Here is a 21615-nt window from a genome sequence, read left to right as displayed (position 1 = left end):
CTCAGTCTCCCGCCACCCGCAGCTCCGCGCCCGTACCCGCGACCGCCAGCGCCCCGTCCTCGTCCGTCCGCAGCACCACCGCGCCCTGCGCCCGCAGCGCCGCGACGGTGCCGGGGGCCGGGTGCCCGTACGGGTTGTCCTCACCGCAACTGATCAATGCCAGCCGCGGTGCCGCCCTGCGTATGAGCTCGGGGTCCTGGTAGGCCGAGCCGTGGTGGGCGACCTTGAGCACGTCCACGCCGCCGAGCAGCGCCCCCGCCGGGGATCTCAACAGCGCCCGCTGGGCCGGGGGTTCGAGATCACCGAGCAGCAGGAGCCGCAGCCCGGCCGACCGGACGAGCAGGGTGACACTGGCGTCGTTCGGGCCGTCCGGGGCCAGGGCGGGGTGTGCCGGGGGCCAGACGACCTGCCAGCTCAGCGCCCCGGTGCGCCGCTCCTCCCCGGCGGCGGCCCGCGTCACGGGAATGCGCCGGGCGGCCGCCTCCCTGCGGACGAACTCCACCTGGTCCACCGGCGCTTCGTGCCCCGTCGTCTCGATCGCGCCCACCGTCCGCCCGCGCAGCACGCCGGGCAGGCCCGCCACATGGTCGGCGTGGAAGTGGGTGAGCACGACGAGCGGGATCCTGGTGATCCCGAGCGTGCGCAGGCACCGGTCGACCAGCGTCGGATCGGGTCCGGCGTCCACGACCACGCCCGTCCCCTCGCCCGCCGCGAGCACCGTCGCATCGCCCTGCCCGACGTCGCACATCGCGAACCGCCACCCCGGCGGCGGCCACCCCGTGACCACCCTGGTCAGCGGCGGCGGCTGCAGTACCACCAGCAGGAGCAGCGCCCCGCAGACCCCGCACCACCAGGGGTGCCGCAGCAGTCGCCGGCCGACGAGCCCGACGACCACCGTGGCGAGGGCGAGCAGCGCCGCCCCGGTCCAGCTGCCGGGCCAGTCCACGCCCGCCCCGGGCAGTGCGGCGCCCGTCCGGGCGACGTCCGCGATCCACCCCGTCGGCCAACTCGCGCACCAGGCCAGCATCTTGGCCAACGGCATCGCGAGCGGCGCCGTCGCCAGCGCCGCGAAGCCCAGCACCGTGGCCGGTGCGATCGCGAACTCCGCGAGCAGATTGCACGGCACCGCCACCAGGCTCACCCGAGCCGACAGCACCGCCACAACCGGCGCGCACAGCGCCTGCGCGGCAGCCGCGGCGGCCAGCGCCTCGGCCAACCTCGGCGGCACCCGGCGCCGTCGCAGCGCCGCGCTCCAGCGGGGCGCGAGCGTGAGCAGGGCGCCCGTGGCGAGCACGGAGAGCAGGAAGCCGTAACTGCGGGCCAGCCACGGGTCGTACAGCACCAGCAGCAGGACAGCCGTCGCCAGCGCCGGGATCAGTGATCTGCGGCGTCCGGTCGCCAGGGCCAGCAGAGCGACGGCCCCGCAGGCCGCGGCCCGCAGCACGCTCGGGTCCGGTCGGCACACGACCACGAACGCGAGGGTGAGCGCTCCGCCGAGCAGCGCGGTTGCCCGCAGGGAGATGCCGAGGCGGGGCGCGAGACCACGGCGCTCGACCCGCTGGGCCAGGCCGGGCGGGCCGATGAGCAGGGCGAGGATGATCGTGAGGTTGCTGCCGGAGACAGCTAGCGTGTGCGCGAGGTCGGTCTCCTTGAACGCCTCGTCCAGCTCCGGAGTGATCCGCGAGGTGTCGCCCACCACCAGCCCCGGCAGCAGCGCCCGCGCGTCCGCCGGCAACCCGTCGGTCGCCTCCCGCAGCCCGGCGCGCAACCGCCCCGCCAGCCGCTGCGCCCCCGACGGCTCCCCCACTACGTGCGGCATCGCCGGGTCCCGGACCCGCAGCACGGCAGCGATTCGGTCCCCGCCGGCCAGTGGGGGCGCCAGCGCCGCGGTCACCCGCAGCCGCGTGGAGGGCAGCAGCCTCAGCCAGGGCGAACCCCGACCGTCAGCGGACTGCGACGCCTCGTTGACGTCCCCAGACCCAGGGGGCCTCGGCAGCCCGCGCATGTCCCCCGCCCCAGAGGACCTCAGCGCCCCGTGCACGTCCCCCGCCCCAGAGGACCTCGGTGCCGCGTCGACGATCATCAGCACCGGTGCCCGCGTCACCACCGCCGTGCCGTGCGCCCCCTCGACGCGCCGCACGTCCGCGTTGATCAGCACGGAGGTCGGCGCCATGTGATCGCCCTTGACCCGGGGCCGGGTGAGCCGGGGGTCGGAGGTGACCTCGACTTCGGCGGTCACGGTGGCGTACTCCCGCGCCAGCCCGGGCACCGGCCCACGCCGCAGATCGGCCCCGTGCAGCCCGGCGGAGGCAGCGGCCGCCGCGACGCAGAGCAGGACAGCAGCGACCGAAATGCGCGGCCAAGCGGCCGAGGCACGCGGCCAGGTGAGCCGCCGGAGCGCTGAGCCCTGCCTACGCGGGGGCGTGAAGCGCCCCGGCACAGAATCCGGCCCAGACGCGGAGTCCCGCCCAGGCAGGGAGCCGTCGTCCCGCCCGGGCAGAGGGTCGTCCCACCCAGGCGCAGAATCCCGCCCAGGCCCGGTCGCACGACTGTCACCCACCCCGCCGCGCCGCACCAGCAGCAGTACGCCCGCCACGACCAGGCATACGACCACCGCCCCGCCCACCCACACCGTCGGGGCGTCCAGCATCAGCGCCGCCGTCGCCCAGGCAGCGAGCGCGAGTGGGACGAGTCGGAGGTCCGTCGGTCCTTCCTGTCGGGGATGGGAGGCACCAAGCCGGTTCCCGGAGGCGGCATGAACGGCGGCGCGGGAAGGCACGGGGTCGGGTGCGCGGACGTCGTGCCTCATGGCTGTACGAGATTCCGTAGATCGGCGAACCGGCGGTCGCCGATGCCATTGACCTCGCGCAGTTCGTCCACCGAACGGAAGCCACCGTGCTGGGTGCGGTAGTCGATGATGTGCTGGGCCAGCACCGGGCCGACGCCCGGGAGGGTGTCCAGCTGATCCACGGTGGCCGTGTTGAGGGAGACCGGCCCGGCAGGTGCGGCCCCGGCGACCGCACCGCCCGCGCCCGCGCCCGGAGCAGCCCCCGGGGCGCCAGCCGTACTGCCGACGATCACCTGCTCGCCGTCCACCAGGAACCGGGCCCGGTTGAGGCCATCGGTGTTCGTGCCGGGACGGACCCCACCGGCCACGCGCAGTGCGTCAGCGACACGCGAGCCAGCCGGCAGCCGATGGATCCCCGGCTCGCGCACCTTGCCGCTGACATCCACGACAATCTCCGCCGCGGCCGTGCCCACGGCCCCCGGCGCAGCGGCAGCCGACGCCCCCGCCACGTCCTCCTCACCCAGCTCCCCACCTCCGAACGGAGCCGCCGCCCGCACCACCTCGGGCGCCCGCACGGACTGCGCCCGGCCGGCCCAGAAGTGCTGCACGGCAAACCCGGCGGCGAGGACGAGCACCACGGTGAGCGCGACCACGCTCCGCCGCTCCAGCCCACACCTCGCCTGCAACCACACCGGCATCCGCTCCCGCAAAGCCGGCCCCACCCGCACCCGCCAGTCCCCGGCCCCCGCGTCACCGGTCCCTGGCCTGGACCCGGCCCCGTCACCCGCGTCGGCATCCGGCATGTCCGGGCCGTGCGCCGTATCACCGCGCGAAGCATCGGAGCCCAGCGGCACATCGGAGTCCAGCGGCACATCAGCGCACGGCGCATCAGCCCGCAGGACGTCCGAACGCGTCGCCACATCAACACGCGGCACACCCGAGCCCTCGGACCAGTCGGCGTACGGACCGTCCATGCCCACGGCCCCCCGAGCGCGCGGCGCGCCCCTCAGGTCCGCTTCCGACTCCTCAGCCCCTGCACGCCAACCGGGCTCCTCCCGAACGAGTCCATGCGGTCCACGAGACCCCCTCGGCCACCTCAGCTCCCTCGGGTCAGGCATCTCCCCCGCCCCGGAACCCGGGGCATACCCCTCCCCCCGCACCGGCGGCCCCGCCCCCGACTCCCGCCACTCCCCGGCCCGTTCGGCGAAAATCACCTCCGCCCTGCGCCGCAACTCCTCCGCCGACACATGGCGCTGCCGTGCCCGCCCCCGGACATGCATGCGTCGTCGGTGGCGGGCGCGGCCGTCGGAATGGGGACCGCGGCCCGGGCCGCTGGTCGCCGTGGTGGTGCGTGTACGTGATCGAAGTGCCATGCGACGAGGATCGGACACCTCGCCCCACCCGCGATGATCTTGCTCAATTCCCGGGGATTACCGCCCAGTTGTGGATAACTCCGCCACCCACACGAGTGATGCACCCACCCGAAGAGCCCATCACCCCCGGCCGACCCATCACACGACGCATCCGCCACCACGGCCAAACAGCGTCACCGCAGCGCATCCCCCACCACGCCCAAACCCGTCACCGAGGCGAAACCACAACCCCCAACAACCCAGGCCCGGTATGCGCCCCGATAACCGCCCCAACCTCACTCACATGCAGCTCGGCCAACCCCGGCACCCGCCCCCGCAACCGGTCCGCCAGCGCCGACGCCCGGTCAGGGGCGGCGAGATGGTGCACCGCGATGTCGACCTGCGCGCTGCCCGCCCGCTCGGCCGCGATCTCCTCGAGGCGGGCGATCGCCTTGGACGCCGTCCGCACCTTCTCCAACGGACCGATCCGGCCACCCTCCAGCTGCAGCAGCGGCTTCACCGCGAGCGCGGACCCCAACAACGCCTGTGCGGCGCCGATGCGGCCACCACGACGCAGATAGTCGAGGGTGTCGACGTAGAAATAGGCGGCCGTACCCCCGGCTCGCTTCTCCGCGGCAGTGACGGCCTCGTCCACCGTGCCGCCCGTCTCCGCCGCCTCGGCCGCGGCGAGCGCGCAGAACCCGAGCGCCATGGCGACCATCCCGGTGTCGACGACCCGCACCGGCACCGGCGCCTCCCGCGCCGCGAGAACCGCCGCGTCGTAGGTGCCGGAGAGGTCGGCGGACAGGTGCAGGGAGACGATGCCCGTGGCGCCGGACTCGGCGACCTTGCGGTAGTGCTCCGCGAAGACCTGAGGGTTGGGGCGCGAGGTGGTGACAGGGCGTCGCTTCTGCAACGCCTGGGCGAGGGAGCGGGTCGAGATCTCGGTGCCCTCATCCAGCGCCTGGCCGCCGACTACCACGGTCAGAGGTACCGCGGTGATGCCGTGGCGCTCCATCGTCCGCGGCGGCAGGTAGGCCGTTGAATCGGTGACGATCGCGACATGGCGGGACATGAGCTGGAGGTTACCTGGCGTAGCGCCCGGGCGGCAGTCCGACCCCGCTCACCTGGGAATGCCTTGACCGGATCAGCGCGTACTCGGCCGTCCTCAAGTCGTGCTCTCGGGACGGGGTTTCTTCTGCCAGGGGTACGTAGGGCGAGGGCCGGGCGGGGTGATGGCGGGCCGCGTAGGTTCCTCGGCCCGCTGCGACCGAGGGCTGTCCGGCCAGGTCTGCTCGGTCGTCCCGGCGGCCTCGGCCGGCGGGGCCTCCGGCCACGGGGGCGGCGGTGTCGACGACGAGGGCTCCGCCGTCTGCCAGTGCCGCAGGGCACCGGTCTCCACGTCGATCTGCGCGCTGAGGCTGTCCAGGTCGTCGTCGGCGAAGCGGTGGGCCCGGTCGCGGGCCGCCCAGCGCAGGGCGTCCGCGGACTGGACGATGCGCTCGGTGCGCTCGCGCAGGTCGGGCAGTCGCTCGGCGAGCGTCGCGCGGTCGGGCTCGGACTCCAGGCGCCGAAGTTCGGCGTCCAGTTCGTGCCCGTGTGCGCTGAGGCGCTGGAAGAGGCCGAGGGATTCCTTCAGGGACTCGTCGTCTGCCGCGCCCGCGTGCAGCGCGTCCTGGGTGGCCCGCATGGAGGTGCGCAGCTTCAGCCGCAGCTGGGCGAGCTCGCCGACCGGGCCGGGCTGGGCGAAGGACTTGGCCCGCAGGGTGTGGTCCTCGACCGTGCGCCGGGCGTGGGTGATGGTCTCGTCGACCCGGCGCTTGGCGGCGCCGACCACTTTCACCGTGGCGTACACCCCGAGCACGACGAAGAGCACGAAGAGCAGGGCGACGACTGCGATCACTGCTTCCACGAACTCCTCCTCCGACCGGCCGCGACACACGCCGCATCACTCTTCAACGGTAAACGCAGCGGACAGGCCCGGAGTTCCAACAGAACCCCGAACCTGCCCGTAGGGGATCACCCCGAGCCACCCGCCGCACACGGCATCCGAACCGGCGGCCCCACGCTCACGGCATCCGAACCGGCCGACGCCCACGACGACCGAACCGGCCGGACGCGCCCACGACAACCGAACCGGCCGGGACGCGCTCACGGCATCGGAACCGCCCCGACCGCCGGAGGCGTACGCCGGAGGCCTACACCGGAACGATGTTCACCAGCTTCGGCGCCCGCACGATCACCTTGCGGATCCCGGCGCCGTCCAGCGCCGCCACGACCTTCTCGTCGGACAGCGCGACCTTCTCCAGCTCCTCGTCGGAGATGGCCGGCGAGACCTCCAGGCGGGCCTTGACCTTGCCCTTGATCTGCACGACGCAGGTCACGGTCTCGTCGACCACGTACGCCGGGTCGGCGACCGGGAAGTCCTGGTGGACGACCGAGTCCTCGTGCCCCAGCCTGCGCCACAGCTCCTCGGCGATGTGCGGGGCCAGCGGCGCGGCCATCAGCACCAGTGCCTCGGCGACCGAGCGGGACACCGCCCCGCCCGCCTTGGTCAGGTGGTTGTTCAGCTCGGTGACCTTGGCGATGGCGGTGTTGAACCGCATGCCCTCCAGATCCCCGCGCACCCCGTCGATCGCCTTGTGCAGGGCACGCAGCGTGTCCTCGTCGGGCTCCGCGTCCACCACCGTGACGTCACCGGTCGTCTCGTCGACGACGTTGCGCCACAGCCGCTGCAGCAGCCGGAACTGGCCGACCACCGCGCGCGTGTCCCACGGCCGGGACACGTCCAGCGGGCCCATCGCCATCTCGTACAGGCGCAGCGTGTCGGCACCGTACTCGGCGGCGATCTCGTCCGGAGTGACCGCGTTCTTCAGGGACTTGCCCATCTTGCCCAGCAGCCGGGAGACCTTCTCGCCCTGGTAGTAGTAGGCGCCGTCGCGCTCCTCCACCTCGGCGGCCGGCACCGCGATGCCACGGCTGTCGCGGTAGACGTAGGCCTGGATCATGCCCTGGTTGAACAGCTTGTGGAACGGCTCCGCCGAGGAGACGTGCCCCAGGTCGAACAGGACCTTGGACCAGAAGCGCGCGTACAGCAGGTGCAGGACGGCGTGCTCGGCGCCGCCGACGTACAGGTCGACGCCACCGTGGGGCCGGCCCTCGCGCGGGCCCATCCAGTACTGCTCGATCTCCGGGTCGACCAGCTGCTGGTCGTTGTGCGGGTCCAGGTAACGCAGCTCGTACCAGCAGGAACCGGCCCAGTTGGGCATGGTGTTGGTCTCACGCCGGTACCGCTTGGGACCGTCGCCCAGGTCCAGGGTGACGTTGACCCATTCCTCGTTGCGCGACAGCGGCGTCTCGGGCTGGGTGTCGGCGTCGTCCGGGTCGAAGGTGCGCGGCGAGTAGTCCTCGACCTCGGGCAGCTCCAGCGGCAGCATCGACTCGGGCAGGGCGTGGGCGATGCCGTCCTCGTCGTAGACGATCGGGAAGGGCTCGCCCCAGTAGCGCTGGCGGCTGAACAGCCAGTCGCGCAGCCGGAAGTTGACGGTGCCCTCGCCGATGCCCTTGGACTCCAGCCACTCGGTGATGCGCGCCTTGGCCTCGGCGACGCCCAGGCCGTCCAGCGAGACACCCTCACCGGTGGAGTTGATGATCTTCGCGTCGTGCGACGCGAAGGCGTCCTCCCAGGTCGAGGTGTCCGTGCCACGGCCGTCGGTCGGCTCGACGATGCAGCGGATCGGCAGCTCGAAGGCGCGCGCGAACTCGAAGTCGCGCTGGTCGCCGGCCGGGACGGCCATGATCGCGCCGGTGCCGTAGCCCATCAGGACGTAGTCGGCGATGAAGACGGGGATCTTGTCGCCGTTGACCGGGTTGGTCGCGTACGAGCCGATGAAGACACCGGTCTTGTCCTTGGCCTCGGCCTGCCGCTCGACGTCGGACTTGGAGGCGGCCTGTGCGCGGTAGGCGGCGACGGCCTCGGCCGGGGTCGCGTGACCGCCGGTCCAGACGTCATGGGTGCCCTCGGGCCAGGCGGCCGGGGTGAACTTCTCGACCAGCGGGTGCTCGGGCGCCAGCACCATGTAGGTGGCGCCGAACAGGGTGTCGGGGCGCGTGGTGAAGACGGTGATGCGCTCGCCGTCGATCGGGAAATCGACGCGGGCGCCCTCGGAGCGGCCGATCCAGTTGCGCTGCTGCAGCTTGATGGCCTCGGGCCAGTCCAGCGCGTCCAGGTCGTCCAGCAGCCGGTCGGCGTAGGCGGTGATCCGCATGTTCCACTGGCGCAGCTTGGCCTTGAAGACCGGGAAGTTGCCGCGCTCGGAGCGGCCCTCGGCGGTGACCTCCTCGTTGGCCAGGACGGTGCCCAGGCCGGGGCACCAGTTGACCGGCGCGTCGGAGGCGTACGCCAGGCGGAACTTGCCCAGGACGTCGGCGCGCTCGGCGGCGCTCAGCTCGCTCCACGCGCGCGTGTGCCCCGGTACGGCCCGCTCACCGGACTCGAAGGCGGCGACCAGCTCGGAGATCGGGCGGGCCTTCTTCGCCTCGTCGTCGTACCAGGAGTTGAAGATCTGCAGGAAGATCCACTGGGTCCACTTGTAGTAGTCCGGGTCGATCGTGGCGAACGACCGGCGCTTGTCGTGGCCCAGGCCCAGCCGGCGCAGCTGGGACTTCATGTTCTCGATGTTGGCCTCGGTGGACACGCGCGGGTGCGTGCCGGTCTGCACGGCGTACTGCTCGGCGGGCAGGCCGAAGGCGTCGAAGCCCAGGGTGTGCAGGACGTTGTGGCCGGTCATGCGCTGGAAGCGCGCGAAGACGTCGGTGGCGATGTAGCCCAGGGGGTGACCGACGTGCAGGCCCGCACCGGAGGGGTACGGGAACATGTCCATGATGAACTTCTTGGGCCGGGCCACGGCCTCGGGGTCGCCCGCCAGGTCGCCCTTGGGGTTCGGAGCGGCGTACGTACCCTCGGCGTCCCAGAAGTCCTGCCAGCGTGCCTCGATCTCGGCAGCCATGGCCGCCGTGTAGCGGTGCGGCGCGGCCACCTCGGCGGTGGCAGCGGGGTTCGTCTCGCTCATGATCCTCAAAGCTCCATCGATCGTCTCTGCCAGCGGCTGCGGTTCTCTGGAAACGAAAAATCCCCTCGCACAGGAGGGGACGCCGCGCCGATTCCGACCATCCGATTCACCCGGTGGTCGGGACTGATCAGCGCGGCCCGCTAAGCAGAAGGCGTACGGCACGCATGGCGTCAGGGTACCGCAGCGCCCGAGCGCGTCGCGACGGGCTTCCGGCGGGGGCGCGTATGCGGGGCGCACATGAACAACGGCGCCCCCGGTTCCGTACCTGAGGGTTGTGAAGACCTCGAAAAGCTGAAGAACGCTCAATTGTTACCTGGCGTAACAGTCGCTAAGGGACATCGCCCGCCCCTCGCAGCCCGTAGATAACAACGCAATAACTCAAACGCCGTACCCCTCGGTATGGAGCCACTTAGAGTGCGGCAGCGGGACCGCCTTCCCGAACCGCTCGGAGTTGCCCCCATGAACCCTCGTCGTAGTAACAGTTCGCTCCCCAAACCGGGCCGGTCGGCCTATGGGGTGGCGACCGCTGCTGTTCTGCTGCTCATACCCCTGGTCGTGCTGCTCGGCGGCACCTGGCTCCAGGAGTTCCTCAACTTCGGTGCCGGCGTCCTGTCGCTCGTCTGCCTCACCTGCTCGGTCATCTGGGGCCTCGTCGCCCAGGACCGGATGATCCTCAACACCCGCCAACGGATCATCGCGCAGGGCATCCACCGGGTGACGGCCGTGGGCTCGATCGCGTTCCTCCTGGTGCACATCGGCGTGAAGCTGGCGCTGGACCACGCCAGCCCGATCGCCGCGCTGATCCCTTTCAGCCTCGTGATCTTCGGCGGCGACGAGATCCCGGGCAGTGCCTTCCTCATCGGTCTCGGCTCCCTGGCCGCCCTGCTCATAATCTTCGTGGGCATCACCGGCGCGCTGCGCAACAAGTTCGCCTCCCCGGCGCCGGTTGCCGCGCGCTGGCGCGCGATGCACATGCTGGCCTACCCGGCCTGGTGCGCGGCCCTGATCCACGGCCTGTTCGCCGGCCGCCCCGCGAAGACGTTCTTCATGGTCTGCTACGAGCTGTGCGTGGTCGCCGTCGCCGCGGCCCTCGCCCTGCGCGCCTCCCCGCGCCCCGTCAAGCGCAAGTTCGCCGACCGGCTCGCCCAGCTCATCGGCAACGAGCCGGGCGCCCGCGAGGACCTGGAGGAGAGCCGCGCCCGGGCGGCGTCCGGGTCCGCGCTGCCGGGCTACGAGAACCAGCGTCCGTCCCGGCCGTCGCGCGACGAGCGGACAGGCCCCCTGCCCGGCATGCCCTCCCAGGCTCCCGCCTCGACGGAGTCCACAGGCGGCTTCGCCGCCGCCTATCGCGCGGTCTCACCCCGCTCCCAGGGCCGGCAGCAGCCCTACATGGCCGACCAGACCTCACGCATGGACCTGCCCCTGGACATGCAGCCGACGGAGACGATCCCGCGCGTCGACGGCTCGGGCAGCTGGCCGATCCCCTCCCCACCACCCGTGGGCGAGGCGCCCCCGTCGTCCTACGACCCGCTCAGCGACACGGGATACAACATCCCCGTCTATGGCAATTCGGGCGCATCCGGCTACGGCTCGAGTGATGTGTACGACACGTCTGAGACGAACGCCGTCTTCGGTACGTACAACCAGAACGACACGTACAACAACAGCGGTCCCGCCACTGAAACACTCCCCGGTGCCTCCTACGACTTCGACGCACCGGGTTCGGGCGAACCTTGGAACACGCCTTCCGGAGGCTTTAAGTGAACGAGGCCCTGCCCGACGTACCCGAAGTCCGCGTGGTCGGTCTTCCTCAGCTCACGTCGGGCTTCGACCTTGTCGAAAGGCTCGATCTGCCCATGCATCTGAAGGTGCACGGGCCGCTCGAACCGATGGGCGGCGAGCAGCTCGCGAAGCTCGCCGAGAACATCAACCTGAAGGGCCGCGGCGGCGCGGGCTTCCCCTTCCACAAGAAGCTGCGCTCGGTCGCGGAGGCAGCGATCAAGCGCGGCGTAAGGCCGGTCGTCGTCGTCAACGGCAGCGAGGACGAACCGGCCTGCCGCAAGGACACGGTGATGATCAACCGTGCCCCGCATCTCATCCTGGACGGCGCTCTGCTGTGCGCCGAGGCCCTGGGTGCCCGCACGCTCGTGGTGGGGGTCACCCGGGAATCGACCCAGCGCTCCATGGAGGCCGCCCTCGCCGAACGCGGCCTCAGCAACAGCCGCCGCTCCGCTCTACGCGCGTGGGTGCAGCGCAACCCGGTACGCATGGTCACCGGCGCGGCCGCCTCCCTGGTCCGCTCGATCGACGGTGGCCCGGCGATCCCGTCCGGCCGCAAGGTCAGCGCCTCACAGAACGGCGTCGGCGGCGCCCCGACCCTGCTGTCCAACGCCGAGACGTTCGCCCAGCTCGCGATCGCCGCCCGCATCGGCCCCGAGCGCTACGGCAACACCGGCCTGTACGACGAGCCGGGCACCGTCATGCTCACGGTCTCCGGCGCGGTCGCCCGCCCGATGGTCATCGAGGTCCCCACGGGCGTGCCGCTGCGGTACGTCCTCCAGCTCGCCGGCGCCCCGCCCGTCCCGCAGGGCGTGCTGACCGGCGGCTACCACGGCAAGTGGATCGACGCGGCGACGGTCAACGAGGCGATCGTCTCCCGCAACTCCCTGGACGCGGTGGGCGGCGCGCTCGGCGCCGGCGCGATCCTGCCGATCACTCAGGAGACGTGCCCGCTGGGTGAGTCGCTGCGGGTGGCGCAGTGGCTGGCCGAGGAGAGCGCGGGCCAGTGCGGCCCCTGCTACCTCGGTCTGCCGGCCGCCGCGCGCGGCCTGGAGGACATCCTCAACGGCGGTGGCCCGGCCGCCCTGGAGGCGCTCAAGCAGGTCGCCAAGAACGTGAAGCGGCGCGGCGCCTGCTCGCACCCGGACGGCTCCGCGATGTTCCTGGAGTCGACCATCAAGGCGTTCACCGACGACCTCGCGGCACACGTCCTGGGCAACGGCTGCGGACGGCCCGTGGAGGGCGTTCTGCCGCTCTTCGAGGGCGGCAGGGCCCCGTCGGGCATCCCGGGCGGCGCCGAGTCGGAGGAGAACGGCCCCAGCCGCCAGAAGATCTACGTCGACTGGACGCTGTGCCGCGGCCACGGCCTGTGCGCGGACATCCTCCCGGAGGTCTTCCAGCTCGGCGCCGACGGCTTCCCGACCGTCGCCCAGGCGAAGGTTCCTCGCTACGCCGAGGCCAAGGCCCTGCGCGCGGTGCGCCGTTGCCCCGCCCTCGCCCTGCGCATCGAGGAGGACACCCGCGGCCAGGAATCGTCCCGCAATCTGCCGGTCCTCTCCCAGGGCCGCGGCAGACGCGCCCTGGGCCGCTGAGACCGGGCACGCGCGCGTAGATGGGGTCGTCCGAGCCGGACGACCCCTCGTTCTCACACTGCGCGAGCCATGGTCCGAAGACAAAAAGATCCCGCCGGATCGTACTGACCCGGCGGGATCTGCTGTGGAGCTAAGGAGAATTGAACTCCTGACCTCCTGCATGCCATGCAGGCGCTCTACCAACTGAGCTATAGCCCCGTGCTTTGGTCCGCCCGGTTTCCCCGGCGGCGACGCCAACATTACCGGTCGACCTCGTGCAGCACCAAATCGTTTCCCGTCCGCGCCGATACGGGCACTAATGTCGGGTTCCGTGACCGTGATCGCGCCACCCGGAACTCACCGTCGAGCGCCGGTCGCCCTGGCCGCCTGCCTGGTCTCCTTCGCCGCGTTCTGGGTGGCGCAGCGGGCCGCGCACGTGTCGATGATCGACCTGATGGTGTACCGGGCCGAGGGCGCGACCGTAAGGGCCGGAGGCGACCTGTACGCGCTGCGGGCGACGGCCGCCCGACTGCCGACCACCTACCCGCCGTTCGCGGCCCTGCTGTTCACTCCCCTGACGCTCCTCGACACGGCGACCATGCGCACCCTGGCGACGGCCGGGAACCTCGCGCTGCTCGTGGCGTTCACAGCGCTGTCGCTGCGTCTGATCGGGCACGCGCGTGGGGAGAGCGTGTGGTGGGTCGCGGCGGTGGCCGTGTGGTGCGAGCCGGTGTGGACGACGCTGCGGTACGGGCAGATCAACCTGCTGCTCGCCGTCCTGGTGCTGTGGGATCTGTCACGGCGCCCGGGAGACCGCTGGGCCGGCGTCGGCATCGGGCTCGCCGCGGCCGTCAAGCTGACGCCCGCCCTATTCGTGGTGTTCCTGCTCGCCACTGGTGTCGTAGCCCGGCGTCGGCACGGCCGCGGCGGCTCCTGGCTGCGGCACGCACGCCTGGCGGCCGCCTGGTTCACCGGGGCGACCCTGCTGGCCGCGGCCGTACTGCCGTACGACTCCTGGCGTTTCTGGACCCGCACGGTGTTCGCGGCGGGACGCGTCGGGCGTGCCGAGGACACCGCGAACCAGGCCCTGCGCGGCGTTCTCGCGCGGCTGCTGCACACTCCGGAGCCCGGGACCGCCTGGGTCGTCGCGGCGGCCGTGGTGGGCGCGGCAGGGCTGAGCGTGGCCGTGGCGGCGGAGTTGCGTGGGCAGCGGGCCTGGGCGGTGACCTCGTGCGCGGTGACGGCGCTCCTCATCAGCCCGGTGTCCTGGTCGCACCACTGGGTCTGGTGCCTGCCGGTCGTCCTGCTCCTCGGCACGCACGCGTATCGGGCCGCCGCGGCGAGCATGCTGCTGGTCTTCTCCTCGTACGCCCTGTGGTGGGTGCCGCACGGCCCGGGACGGCACGAACTGCACCAAAGCGGCATCGAGTTGACGCTGTCCGCCCTCTACGGGACAGCCGGCTGCCTTTTCCTCGTGATCGCCGGGATCGCCGTCAGCAACCCCGGCCTCGGTCAGGCCGTGACGAAGGTCAAGCCGTGACGAAGGAATAGAAGCGCTTGAGCGTGCAGTGTTCTTCGAGCAGACGGCCGTAGATCGGTTCGCCCTCGAGTTCACGGTACGTCTCGATCGGATCGCCTTTTATGATCAGCGCCCGCGCGCATTCCTCGCACCAGTACTGGTAGTCGGGGTTCACCGGTTCCATGTCACGGACGATCGGCGTTCCGCTGCCGCACCAGTCGCACTTTCGCCTGTGTGCACCCATCGATCAGCTCCAGCTGTGGCCGCAGGCCGTGCACACGTAGGAAATTCCGCCGTTGTCGCCAAGGAGCTGGGCGACATGGACGGAGCCGCAGGAAGGGCAGCTGAGGCGGGTGATCGTATCCCGTGTCAACGCCGCTTCGAAGAGGTGACCGACCTCTCCGAGGATGCTCGCAGGCATCGCTACTCCCTCCCGTCGGGCCGCGCTCCCTTCCGGCCGTTTGATTCTGCCACGGCCGGACCAATACGGTCAGCGACGCCTCAGTACCAGTCCGGACACGGCAGCCTCCGCGACCGTACGAACCGTGCGAACACGCACCCCGAGCGTCTTCTGAGAGGTATACGCCTGCGAGGCCCGAGTGACTCAAGCCGGACCCGAACAGTTCGGCGAGGCGAGTGCCGCGCGCGAACCGGCCACGGGGGCCCGGCCGTTGATCCGGGCGCCCGCCGCAGATACCAGAAGATCCCGCCGATCGAAGGGATCGGCGGGATCTTGTTGTCTCGCTGTGGAGCTAAGGAGAATTGAACTCCTGACCTCCTGCATGCCATGCAGGCGCTCTACCAACTGAGCTATAGCCCCTTGCCACGCGGCGGAGCCGCATGATGTTTCGCCCCGCTCGGCGGGGCGAACAAGAAGAACTTTAGCCTGCGACCTGCCGGAAAGTGAAATCCGGGTCCCGGGTCGTCCCGGCCGGGACCTCCGGCTTCAGTCGTCGTCGCCGAGCACCGGCTCCGGCAGGGTGCCGGCGTTGTGCTCCAGCAGACGCCAGCCGCGCGCGCCCGCGCCCAGGACGGACCAGCAGCAGTTGGTGAGACCGCCGAGGCTCTCCCAGCACCGGGGCTCCAGGCCGAGGAGGCGCCCGATGGTCGTACGGATCGTGCCGCCGTGGCTGACCACGACGAGCGTGCCGTCGTCGGGGAGCTTCTCGGCGTGCCGGAGCACGACGGGCGCCGCGCGGTCGGCGACCTCGGTCTCCAGTTCGCCGCCGCCGCGCCGCACCGGCTCACCGCGCTTCCACGCGGCGTACTCCTCGCCGTACCGCTCGATGATCTCCTCGTGCGTCAGGCCCTGCCAGGCGCCCGCGTAGGTCTCGCGCAGGCCCTCGTCGTGGGTCACCTCCAGGCCGGTGAGCGCGGCCAGCTCGGCGGCCGTGTTCGCGGCGCGCTGGAGGTCGGAGGCGATGATCGCGTCGGGCTTGAGGCTGACGAGCAGCCGGGCGGCGCGGCGCGCCTGGGAGACGCCGGCCTCGGTGAGGGCGACGTCGGTGGTGCCCTGGAAGCGGCGCTCCACGTTCCAGGAGGTCTGGCCGTGCCGCCACAGGATGACGCGGCGGCCGGGCTTCCCCGTGGGCACCTCGTCGGTGGTGCTCATCGCCACTCACCGCCCAGCTCGGCGGCCTCCTCGGCGGCCTGCAGTTTGGCGTGCTCCGCGGCCTTGCCGCGGGTGGCCTTGGCGTCGTCGGGCAGTTCGAGCTCGGGGCAGTCCTTCCACAGCCGCTCCAGCGCGTAGAAGACGCGCTCCTCGCTGTGCTGGACGTGCACGACGATGTCGACGTAGTCGAGCAGCACCCAGCGGGCCTCGCGGTCGCCCTCACGGCGCACCGGCTTGGCGCCGAGCTCCTTCAGGAGCCGCTCCTCGATCTCGTCGACGATCGACTTGACCTGGCGGTCGTTGGGGGCGGAGGCCAGCAGGAAGGCGTCCGTGATCGACAGGACGTCGCTGACGTCGTAGGCGATGATGTCGTGGGCGAGCTTGTCGGCGGCCGCCTGGGCGGCGGTGGTGACGAGCTCAAGGGAACGGTCGGTAGCGGTCACTACAAGGCTTTCGGTCGGCGGTCGTTTGGTACCAAGGGTCTCACGGACCGCCGACAGCACCCCACGCGATTACCGGCTCACGTGGGGTGGCCTGCGGTTATGCGGGCCGTGGGGTCATGAGGACGACGGCTCGTAGTCCTGGCCGAGGACCACCGAGACGTCCGCGTTCGCGGACACGTCGCCCTTGGTGACGGCTGTGGAGGACAGGCCGAGGGTCTTGGCGACCTCGGTGGCGTTGTCCTTGTCGGCGGCGTCGGTGTAGACGACCTTGGACGTGGCCGCGGTGGACGCCGAACCGCCCTCCAGGAAGGTGAAGCCGCCGTTCAGCAGCACCACCCGGGCCTTGTCGGTGTTGCCCTTGACCCCGCTGGCGTTGCGGACGGACACGCGGACGGCGGCGTCCTTGTCGGGGCTCTTGGCGGTGCCGCCGAGGACGTCCTTGACGACACTGGCGCTCGCCTGGGCGCTCAGCGTGCCGTCGGTCTGTACGGGCAGCAGGGCCGTCTTGTAGTCGCCGCCCTTGGCGAGGTCGGCGAGCTTGGCGAGGAAGGCGCCGAGGTCCTTGTCGGTCAGCGGCGGCTCGATGATCATCCCGAGCGTCTGCACGGTGGTGGTCGCGCCCTGCGTGTCCGAGGTCAGTTTGCGCAGCGTGGCCTGCATGACCTGCCCGAACCGCTCCAGCTGGGCGTTCTGGGCCTCGCCCGAGGCGCTGTAGGTGGCGTAGGCGACGGCCATCTTGCCGCTGAGGGTCTGGTCCTCGCCCTTGCGTACGAGGGGCGCGGCGCCCTTGGACTTGGCGTCCGGGTCGGGCACGTCGGTGTCGGTGTCGACCTCGATGTTGCCGACCAGGTCGACGAGGTTCTGCAGGTAGGGGGTGTCCAGCCGCCAGGTGCCCTGGATCTCGGTGCCGAGGACGGTGTCGATCGCGTCGCGCGTCCCGGAGGATCCGTCGTCGTCGACGGACTTGGCAAGGGTGGTCGTGGTGCCGTCGTCGCCGGTCAGGGCGAGGGAGTTGGGCAGCAGGACGGTGGTGCCCCGGTTGGTGGTGGTGTTGTCGACGAGCAGCGCCGTGGAGGTGCCGCCCTTCTTGGTGTTGTGCAGATGGACGACGATCACGTCCCGCTTCTGGGCGCCCACGGCCGTCGGGGTGCCCTGCTTGCTGTCGGACGACGACAGGGCGGGCAGCTTCCCGGCGTACCAGAGGTAGCCGACGCCGCCGGCCGCGGCGACCGCCAGGACGACCACGAGAGCGATCACACGCGCGCGTGCCCGTCGCCTGGCCTCTTCGCGGCGCTCGGTGCGGTTCTCGGTGAACTTCAGCCAGTCGATGACGTCCTCGGAGTCCGAGTCGGGCTCCTCGACGAAGGCGAACTGCTCAGTGCGGTAATCCCGCTCCCCCCGCTCCTGGGGGTCCTGGACCACGGGATCCTCGACCGGCCCGGCCTGGTGCGGGATGTACGCGGTCTGCTCGGCGACGCGATGCTGCTGACCGCTGGTGGCGGTACGGCCGTAGGGGTCGTACGGCGCCGAGTGCCCGCCGGCCTGCTGCTGGTGGTGCGTGCCGGTGCCGTACGGGTCGTAGGCGGGCGTGGGCGGCTGCTGACCGGTGACACCGGTGTCGTAGGGGTCGTACGGCGGGACCGGCTGCTGTCGGCCGGTCGCGTACGGGTCGTAGCCGTACCCCTGCTGCGCGTACGGGTCGTACGACTGCTGGGGCGGCTGCTGCTGGGGCGGGACCCGTCGGTAGACCGGCCGCCCGTACTCGTCGTAGCCGACGAGTTCGTACTGGTCATCCCCGTACCCCGCGTCGTATCGGTCGTTCACCGGTTGCCCCTCTCGGCTCACTGCCTCACTCGCCGCGGTACAGCTCGCGCTTGTCGATGTAGCGCACGACTCCGTCCGGCACCAGATACCAGATGGGGTCGCCCTTTGCGACTCTCGCGCGGCAATCGGTGGACGAGATGGCCAGCGCGGGAACCTCGACCAACGACACGCCGCCCTCCGGAAGCCCGGAGTCGTCGAGGTGGTGGCCGGGCCGGGTGACCCCGATGAAGTGCGCCAGGGAGAACAACTCCTCCGAGTCCCGCCAGGTCAGGATCTGGCCGAGGGCGTCGGCGCCGGTGATGAAGAAGAGGTCCGTGTCCGGGTTGAGCGCGCGCAGGTCGCGCAGCGTGTCCACGGTGTACGTCGGGCCGCCGCGGTCGATGTCGATGCGGCTGACGGAGAACTGCGGGTTCTCGGCGGTGGCGATGACCGTCATCAGATAGCGGTCCTCGGCCGGGGAGACGTGCCGGTGGCTCTTCTGCCACGGCTGGCCGGTCGGCACGAACACGACCTCGTCGAGGTGGAACTGCGCGGCGACCTCGCTGGCCGCGACGAGGTGGCCGTGGTGGATCGGGTCAAACGTTCCACCCATGACGCCGAGGCGGCGCTTGCCGCGGTTCGACGGGCCGCTTCCGGGGCCGGTAGGCATGTCCTGCTCTCCCATGCGTGCAGACCCTACCGGCCCCGCCTGAGGGGCTTCGGCCGACAACTGCCCGGGCGGACCGGGAGAGGCCTGGTCGGGACTCAGCGGTCGCGGTTGAAGCGAGTGGTGATCCACAGCAGAAGCATCAGGATGACGAAGGCGCCACCCCCGGTGAGCCACGGGCTGATGCTCTCGTGGTTGCCACCGTGCTCCTCGCCCTCGGCGGCGAGGGTGACCAACTGGGCAGCTGCGCTGTGGAAGCTCATCTTCGGCGTGACCTATCGGGTGTGGGCGGGATAAAGATGTCGGCCCATCGTAAGCGGGCGCCCTGGCGGCGATCACGCCGACTCCACCGTTGGGGCGCCTGCGACGGCCCGCGGGGAACCTTCCCGGCGGCTCATTCGTCCTTCCGCCTGTAGCCCCGCAACAGGAACCACGCGGTCAGCACACAGCCCACGACCATCACGATCAGTACGACCCGGAGCAGATTCCCGGCCCCCTGCTGCTCGGCTGCGCTCGCGGCCTCGGTGAGCCAGGCGGCGGCGGGGTTGTGCTCCATGGCGCGGAACTCCTTCGCTGTAGTGCCCGTCCACGGTAACTCCGCCTAGGCTGGGCTCTGCTTCGGGGGCGCAAAGGGCTGAACAAGGCTCCGCAAAGGGCCGCACAGAGCCATCCACACGCACATGGGGGAAGACATGTCCGACGGCCACGAGCACAACGGGCACGAGAACGTACCGAGCAGGCAGCGCAGGCGTTTCCCGGGGATCTCCTCGCGTGCGTACGAGCACCCGGCGGACCGCTCGGCCCTGGTGGCCCTGCGCAAGCTGAGCGGCTTCGACACGGTCTTCAAGGCGCTGAGCGGCCTGCTGCCCGAGCGCAGTCTGCGGCTGCTGTTCCTGTCCGACTCGGTGCGGGTGTCGGACCAGCAGTTCGCGCACCTCAACGACATGCTGCGGGACGCCTGCTACATCCTGGACCTGGAGAAGGTCCCGCCGATGTACGTCAACCAGGACCCGGTGCCGAACGCGATGTGCATCGGCCTGGACGAGCCGATCATCGTGGTCACGACGGGTCTGCTGGAGCTGCTCGACGAGGAGGAGATGCGGACGGTGATCGGCCACGAGGTGGGCCACGCCCTCTCCGGCCACTCGGTCTACCGCACGATCCTCCTCTTCCTCACCAGCCTGGCCGTCCGGGTCGCCTGGATCCCGCTGGGCAACATCGCGATCATGGCGATCGTGACGGCGCTGCGGGAGTGGTTCCGCAAGTCGGAGCTGTCCGCCGACCGGGCCGGCCTGCTCGTCGGCCAGGACCTGCAGTCCTCGATGCGCGGCCTGATGAAGCTCGCGGGCGGCCACCATCTGCACGAGATGAACGTGGACGCGTTCCTGAAGCAGGCCGAGGAGTACGAGGCGGGCGGCGACCTGCGCGACTCGGTCCTGAAGATCCTGAACGTCCTGCCCCGCTCCCATCCCTTCACCACGGTCCGCGCGGCCGAGCTGAAGAAGTGGGCCGAGTCCCGCGACTACCAGCGGATCATGGACGGCCATTACCCGCGCCGCGCGGAGGACAAGGACACCTCGGTGACGGACTCCTTCCGCGAGTCGGCGTCCCACTACGCCACCCACGTGAAGTCCTCCAAGGACCCCCTGATGAAGCTGGTCACGGACATCGCCGACGGCGCCGGGGACCTGGGCGGCCGGGTGCGGAGGGGCTTCGGCGGCTTCACGAGCGCCCCACCGAAGGACGAGCCGAGGCGGGGCGACACGGGCGACACGGGCGACCAAGGCTCCGGTAACTGAGACTTTCAGCGGCTCACACCTTCGGCTGGGACCCCGCCGCCAGCGACCCGCACAGCGCCGTCGCCCCACCCGTGGCGTACGGGTCGGTCCCGGCCGGCCCGCCCTCCTTCGCCGTCTGCCCCGCCAGCAGCGGATGCAGCCGGTTCGTGGAGTCCTCGGCACAGGACAGCGGCCCCGCCTGGACATAGGAGACGACCAGCTGGGCCTGATTCAGCCGCAGGTCCTCACGGTCGAAGCGGAAGTGCAGCTCCCGGCGCACGGTGAAGAGTGAGGCCTCGGAGGCCTCCTTACCGGCGCCGGCCTTCTGATCCGCCTTGGCCTGATCCCCGGTCTCCACCGCCCGCAGGGCGTACACAAACGTGTGATCGGCCGTGACCTCGAGCGTCGACGAGTCGGTCTCCGCGGCCTGCAGCGTGCCCTGCACCCGGATCTTGCGATCCGCCAGCTCGGCCTGAGCGGGATCGAACCGAACCAGCCATCCGGTCGGTGCGTGCCGCCCGTCCGCGGCCGGTTGGCTGAAGCTCTGGTCGAACTGGTCCAGTTGGTCGGGATCGAGCAGCACCCGCACCGGACGGATCTGGTCCCCGGTGAGCACCTCGGGATACAGCGCGGACCGCACGATGTAGTCCTTCGCGATACTCAGCGCGTTCGTCACCTGACTGTCCGAGAAGTGTGCGGTACGCCGCGCGGCCGGCAGCGGAATGCCCTCCGCGCCGATGCGGAACTGCGCGGCGGGACTGTGCTCGTACAGGTACTCGGTGTCGCTCGTCCCGGGCACCTTGCCCTGCGGGGCGAGCGGGATGACGGTCATCCGCAGGGGCTCGGCGAGCGGCCCGGAACCGGCGGGGGTCTGATACGGATGCCGTACACCCATATAGATCGCCGTACCGAAGGCCACGGCGATCAACAGGACCAGGATCAGCGCCTGCCGGGACAGGCCCCGGCGTAGGGGCGGACGGCGGCGTACGGCGGGCGCGTGGTCGGCGATGCGCTCCTGCGCGGAGAACTCCTGAAGGTGGGCAGCACGGACGAACGACTCGTCGAAGACGACGGATCGGTACTCGTCCTCGCCACCTCCGGGGCCGCCCTCGGGTGTCCCCTCGGGTGGGTCTCCAGGCCCTCCCATATCTTCAGGGTAGGTCGCGGGGAGCTCCGGTAAACGCCCTGGTACACGACAAGTTCTGACAGGTTCTCACCAGGATGGTCCGGC

The 21615-nt window shown here is 71.1% G+C and carries 17 protein-coding genes and 2 tRNA genes; 4 read left to right on the top strand and 15 right to left on the bottom strand.

Features of this window, described 5'->3' with window-relative positions; genetic code table 11:
• Position 1: 1 nt before the first annotated feature.
• The 5 genes from QQM39_RS30645 to leuS all read right to left on the bottom strand — a co-directional run bounded on the left by QQM39_RS30645 (position 2) and on the right by leuS (position 9212).
• Positions 2-2809: a ComEC/Rec2 family competence protein gene (locus QQM39_RS30645; protein ID WP_302000774.1), complete on the bottom strand. Its 2808-nt coding sequence runs from the start codon at positions 2807-2809 to the stop codon at positions 2-4.
• A complete protein-coding gene (locus tag QQM39_RS30640; protein ID WP_302000773.1) occupies positions 2806-3762 on the bottom strand; it encodes a ComEA family DNA-binding protein in 957 nt (318 codons plus the stop codon). The genes QQM39_RS30645 and QQM39_RS30640 overlap by 4 nt, the downstream gene beginning before the upstream one ends.
• 607 nt (positions 3763-4369) lie before the next feature.
• Positions 4370-5215: a DegV family protein gene (locus QQM39_RS30635; protein WP_302000772.1), complete on the bottom strand. Its 846-nt coding sequence runs from the start codon at positions 5213-5215 to the stop codon at positions 4370-4372.
• A 93-nt stretch (positions 5216-5308) separates the two neighbouring features.
• Positions 5309-6052 (bottom strand): hypothetical protein, encoded by a 744-nt coding sequence (locus tag QQM39_RS30630; RefSeq protein ID WP_302000771.1) that lies wholly within the window; start codon positions 6050-6052, stop codon positions 5309-5311.
• 286 nt (positions 6053-6338) lie between these two features.
• Complete coding sequence (gene leuS / locus QQM39_RS30625; RefSeq protein ID WP_302000770.1) at positions 6339-9212, bottom strand: leucine--tRNA ligase; 2874 nt, start codon at positions 9210-9212, stop codon at positions 6339-6341.
• A 459-nt stretch (positions 9213-9671) separates the two neighbouring features.
• Between leuS and QQM39_RS30620 the strand changes: the two genes are divergently transcribed.
• Together QQM39_RS30620 and QQM39_RS30615 are read left to right on the top strand one after the other, a co-directional pair.
• On the top strand, positions 9672-10976 hold the full coding sequence (locus QQM39_RS30620; RefSeq protein WP_302000769.1) for a cytochrome b/b6 domain-containing protein: 1305 nt from the start codon (positions 9672-9674) through the stop codon (positions 10974-10976).
• Positions 10973-12583 (top strand): NADH-quinone oxidoreductase subunit NuoF family protein, encoded by a 1611-nt coding sequence (locus QQM39_RS30615; RefSeq protein ID WP_302000768.1) that lies wholly within the window; start codon positions 10973-10975, stop codon positions 12581-12583. The genes QQM39_RS30620 and QQM39_RS30615 overlap by 4 nt, the downstream gene beginning before the upstream one ends.
• Positions 12584-12708: 125 nt before the next feature.
• On the opposite strand, the gene QQM39_RS30610 is transcribed toward QQM39_RS30615, so the two are convergent.
• Positions 12709-12781: transfer RNA gene (locus QQM39_RS30610), tRNA-Ala, on the bottom strand.
• Positions 12782-12893: 112 nt separating this feature from the next.
• Here QQM39_RS30610 and QQM39_RS30605 point away from each other — a divergent pair.
• A complete protein-coding gene (locus tag QQM39_RS30605; RefSeq protein WP_302000767.1) occupies positions 12894-14102 on the top strand; it encodes a glycosyltransferase 87 family protein in 1209 nt (402 codons plus the stop codon).
• On the opposite strand, the gene QQM39_RS30600 is transcribed toward QQM39_RS30605, so the two are convergent.
• From QQM39_RS30600 to QQM39_RS30565, 8 genes are all read right to left on the bottom strand, one after another.
• On the bottom strand, positions 14092-14325 hold the full coding sequence (locus tag QQM39_RS30600) for a hypothetical protein (protein WP_003976229.1): 234 nt from the start codon (positions 14323-14325) through the stop codon (positions 14092-14094). The genes QQM39_RS30605 and QQM39_RS30600 overlap by 11 nt on opposite strands.
• A gap of 503 nt (positions 14326-14828) precedes the next feature.
• Positions 14829-14901: transfer RNA gene (locus QQM39_RS30595), tRNA-Ala, on the bottom strand.
• A gap of 126 nt (positions 14902-15027) precedes the next feature.
• On the bottom strand, positions 15028-15693 hold the full coding sequence (locus QQM39_RS30590; protein ID WP_302000766.1) for a histidine phosphatase family protein: 666 nt from the start codon (positions 15691-15693) through the stop codon (positions 15028-15030).
• Positions 15690-16136 (bottom strand): ribosome silencing factor, encoded by a 447-nt coding sequence (gene rsfS / locus QQM39_RS30585; RefSeq protein ID WP_302000765.1) that lies wholly within the window; start codon positions 16134-16136, stop codon positions 15690-15692. Before rsfS ends, QQM39_RS30590 begins: the two co-directional genes overlap by 4 nt.
• Before the next feature lie 114 nt (positions 16137-16250).
• The gene (locus QQM39_RS30580; RefSeq protein ID WP_302000764.1) at positions 16251-17960 is read right to left on the bottom strand and encodes a LytR C-terminal domain-containing protein; all 1710 of its coding nucleotides are present in this window, start codon (positions 17958-17960) and stop codon (positions 16251-16253) included.
• A 25-nt stretch (positions 17961-17985) separates the two neighbouring features.
• Positions 17986-18624 carry a nicotinate-nucleotide adenylyltransferase gene (gene nadD / locus QQM39_RS30575; RefSeq protein ID WP_302000763.1) on the bottom strand — a complete coding sequence of 213 codons (639 nt, stop codon included), beginning with the start codon at positions 18622-18624 and terminating at the stop codon, positions 17986-17988.
• A gap of 80 nt (positions 18625-18704) precedes the next feature.
• Entirely contained in the window at positions 18705-18869 is a 165-nt protein-coding gene (locus QQM39_RS30570) for a hypothetical protein (protein WP_302000762.1), read from the bottom strand.
• 131 nt (positions 18870-19000) lie between these two features.
• A complete protein-coding gene (locus tag QQM39_RS30565; RefSeq protein ID WP_093909385.1) occupies positions 19001-19162 on the bottom strand; it encodes a hypothetical protein in 162 nt (53 codons plus the stop codon).
• 136 nt (positions 19163-19298) lie between these two features.
• On the opposite strand from QQM39_RS30565, the gene QQM39_RS30560 reads away from it, so the two are divergent.
• Positions 19299-20405 (top strand): M48 family metallopeptidase, encoded by a 1107-nt coding sequence (locus QQM39_RS30560; RefSeq protein ID WP_302000761.1) that lies wholly within the window; start codon positions 19299-19301, stop codon positions 20403-20405.
• Between the two features lie 13 nt (positions 20406-20418).
• Here the strand turns inward: QQM39_RS30560 and QQM39_RS30555 are convergent, their stop codons facing one another.
• Complete coding sequence (locus QQM39_RS30555; RefSeq protein ID WP_302000760.1) at positions 20419-21531, bottom strand: hypothetical protein; 1113 nt, start codon at positions 21529-21531, stop codon at positions 20419-20421.
• Positions 21532-21615 lie beyond the last annotated feature (84 nt).

It is taken from the genome of Streptomyces sp. DT2A-34 (genome assembly GCF_030499515.1).
In the GTDB taxonomy this organism is placed as follows: domain Bacteria; phylum Actinomycetota; class Actinomycetes; order Streptomycetales; family Streptomycetaceae; genus Streptomyces.
The sequence above is the reverse complement of the archived record's forward strand: the minus strand, read 5'-3'. Positions and strand labels throughout refer to the sequence as shown.

What these genes read in the sequence shown, in the direction of transcription:
- QQM39_RS30645 (WP_302000774.1), bottom strand. Translation starts at nt 2,809, where the DNA reads ATGAGGCACGACGTCCGCGCACCCGACCCCGTGCCTTCCCGCGCCGCC.
- QQM39_RS30640 (WP_302000773.1), bottom strand. Translation starts at nt 3,762, where the DNA reads ATGGACGGTCCGTACGCCGACTGGTCCGAGGGCTCGGGTGTGCCGCGT.
- QQM39_RS30635 (WP_302000772.1), bottom strand. Translation starts at nt 5,215, where the DNA reads ATGTCCCGCCATGTCGCGATCGTCACCGATTCAACGGCCTACCTGCCG.
- leuS (WP_302000770.1), bottom strand. Translation starts at nt 9,212, where the DNA reads ATGAGCGAGACGAACCCCGCTGCCACCGCCGAGGTGGCCGCGCCGCAC.
- QQM39_RS30620 (WP_302000769.1), top strand. Translation starts at nt 9,672, where the DNA reads ATGAACCCTCGTCGTAGTAACAGTTCGCTCCCCAAACCGGGCCGGTCG.
- QQM39_RS30600 (WP_003976229.1), bottom strand. Translation starts at nt 14,325, where the DNA reads ATGGGTGCACACAGGCGAAAGTGCGACTGGTGCGGCAGCGGAACGCCG.
- QQM39_RS30590 (WP_302000766.1), bottom strand. Translation starts at nt 15,693, where the DNA reads ATGAGCACCACCGACGAGGTGCCCACGGGGAAGCCCGGCCGCCGCGTC.
- nadD (WP_302000763.1), bottom strand. Translation starts at nt 18,624, where the DNA reads ATGGGAGAGCAGGACATGCCTACCGGCCCCGGAAGCGGCCCGTCGAAC.
- QQM39_RS30570 (WP_302000762.1), bottom strand. Translation starts at nt 18,869, where the DNA reads ATGAGCTTCCACAGCGCAGCTGCCCAGTTGGTCACCCTCGCCGCCGAG.
- QQM39_RS30565 (WP_093909385.1), bottom strand. Translation starts at nt 19,162, where the DNA reads ATGGAGCACAACCCCGCCGCCGCCTGGCTCACCGAGGCCGCGAGCGCA.
- QQM39_RS30560 (WP_302000761.1), top strand. Translation starts at nt 19,299, where the DNA reads ATGTCCGACGGCCACGAGCACAACGGGCACGAGAACGTACCGAGCAGG.
- QQM39_RS30555 (WP_302000760.1), bottom strand. Translation starts at nt 21,531, where the DNA reads ATGGGAGGGCCTGGAGACCCACCCGAGGGGACACCCGAGGGCGGCCCC.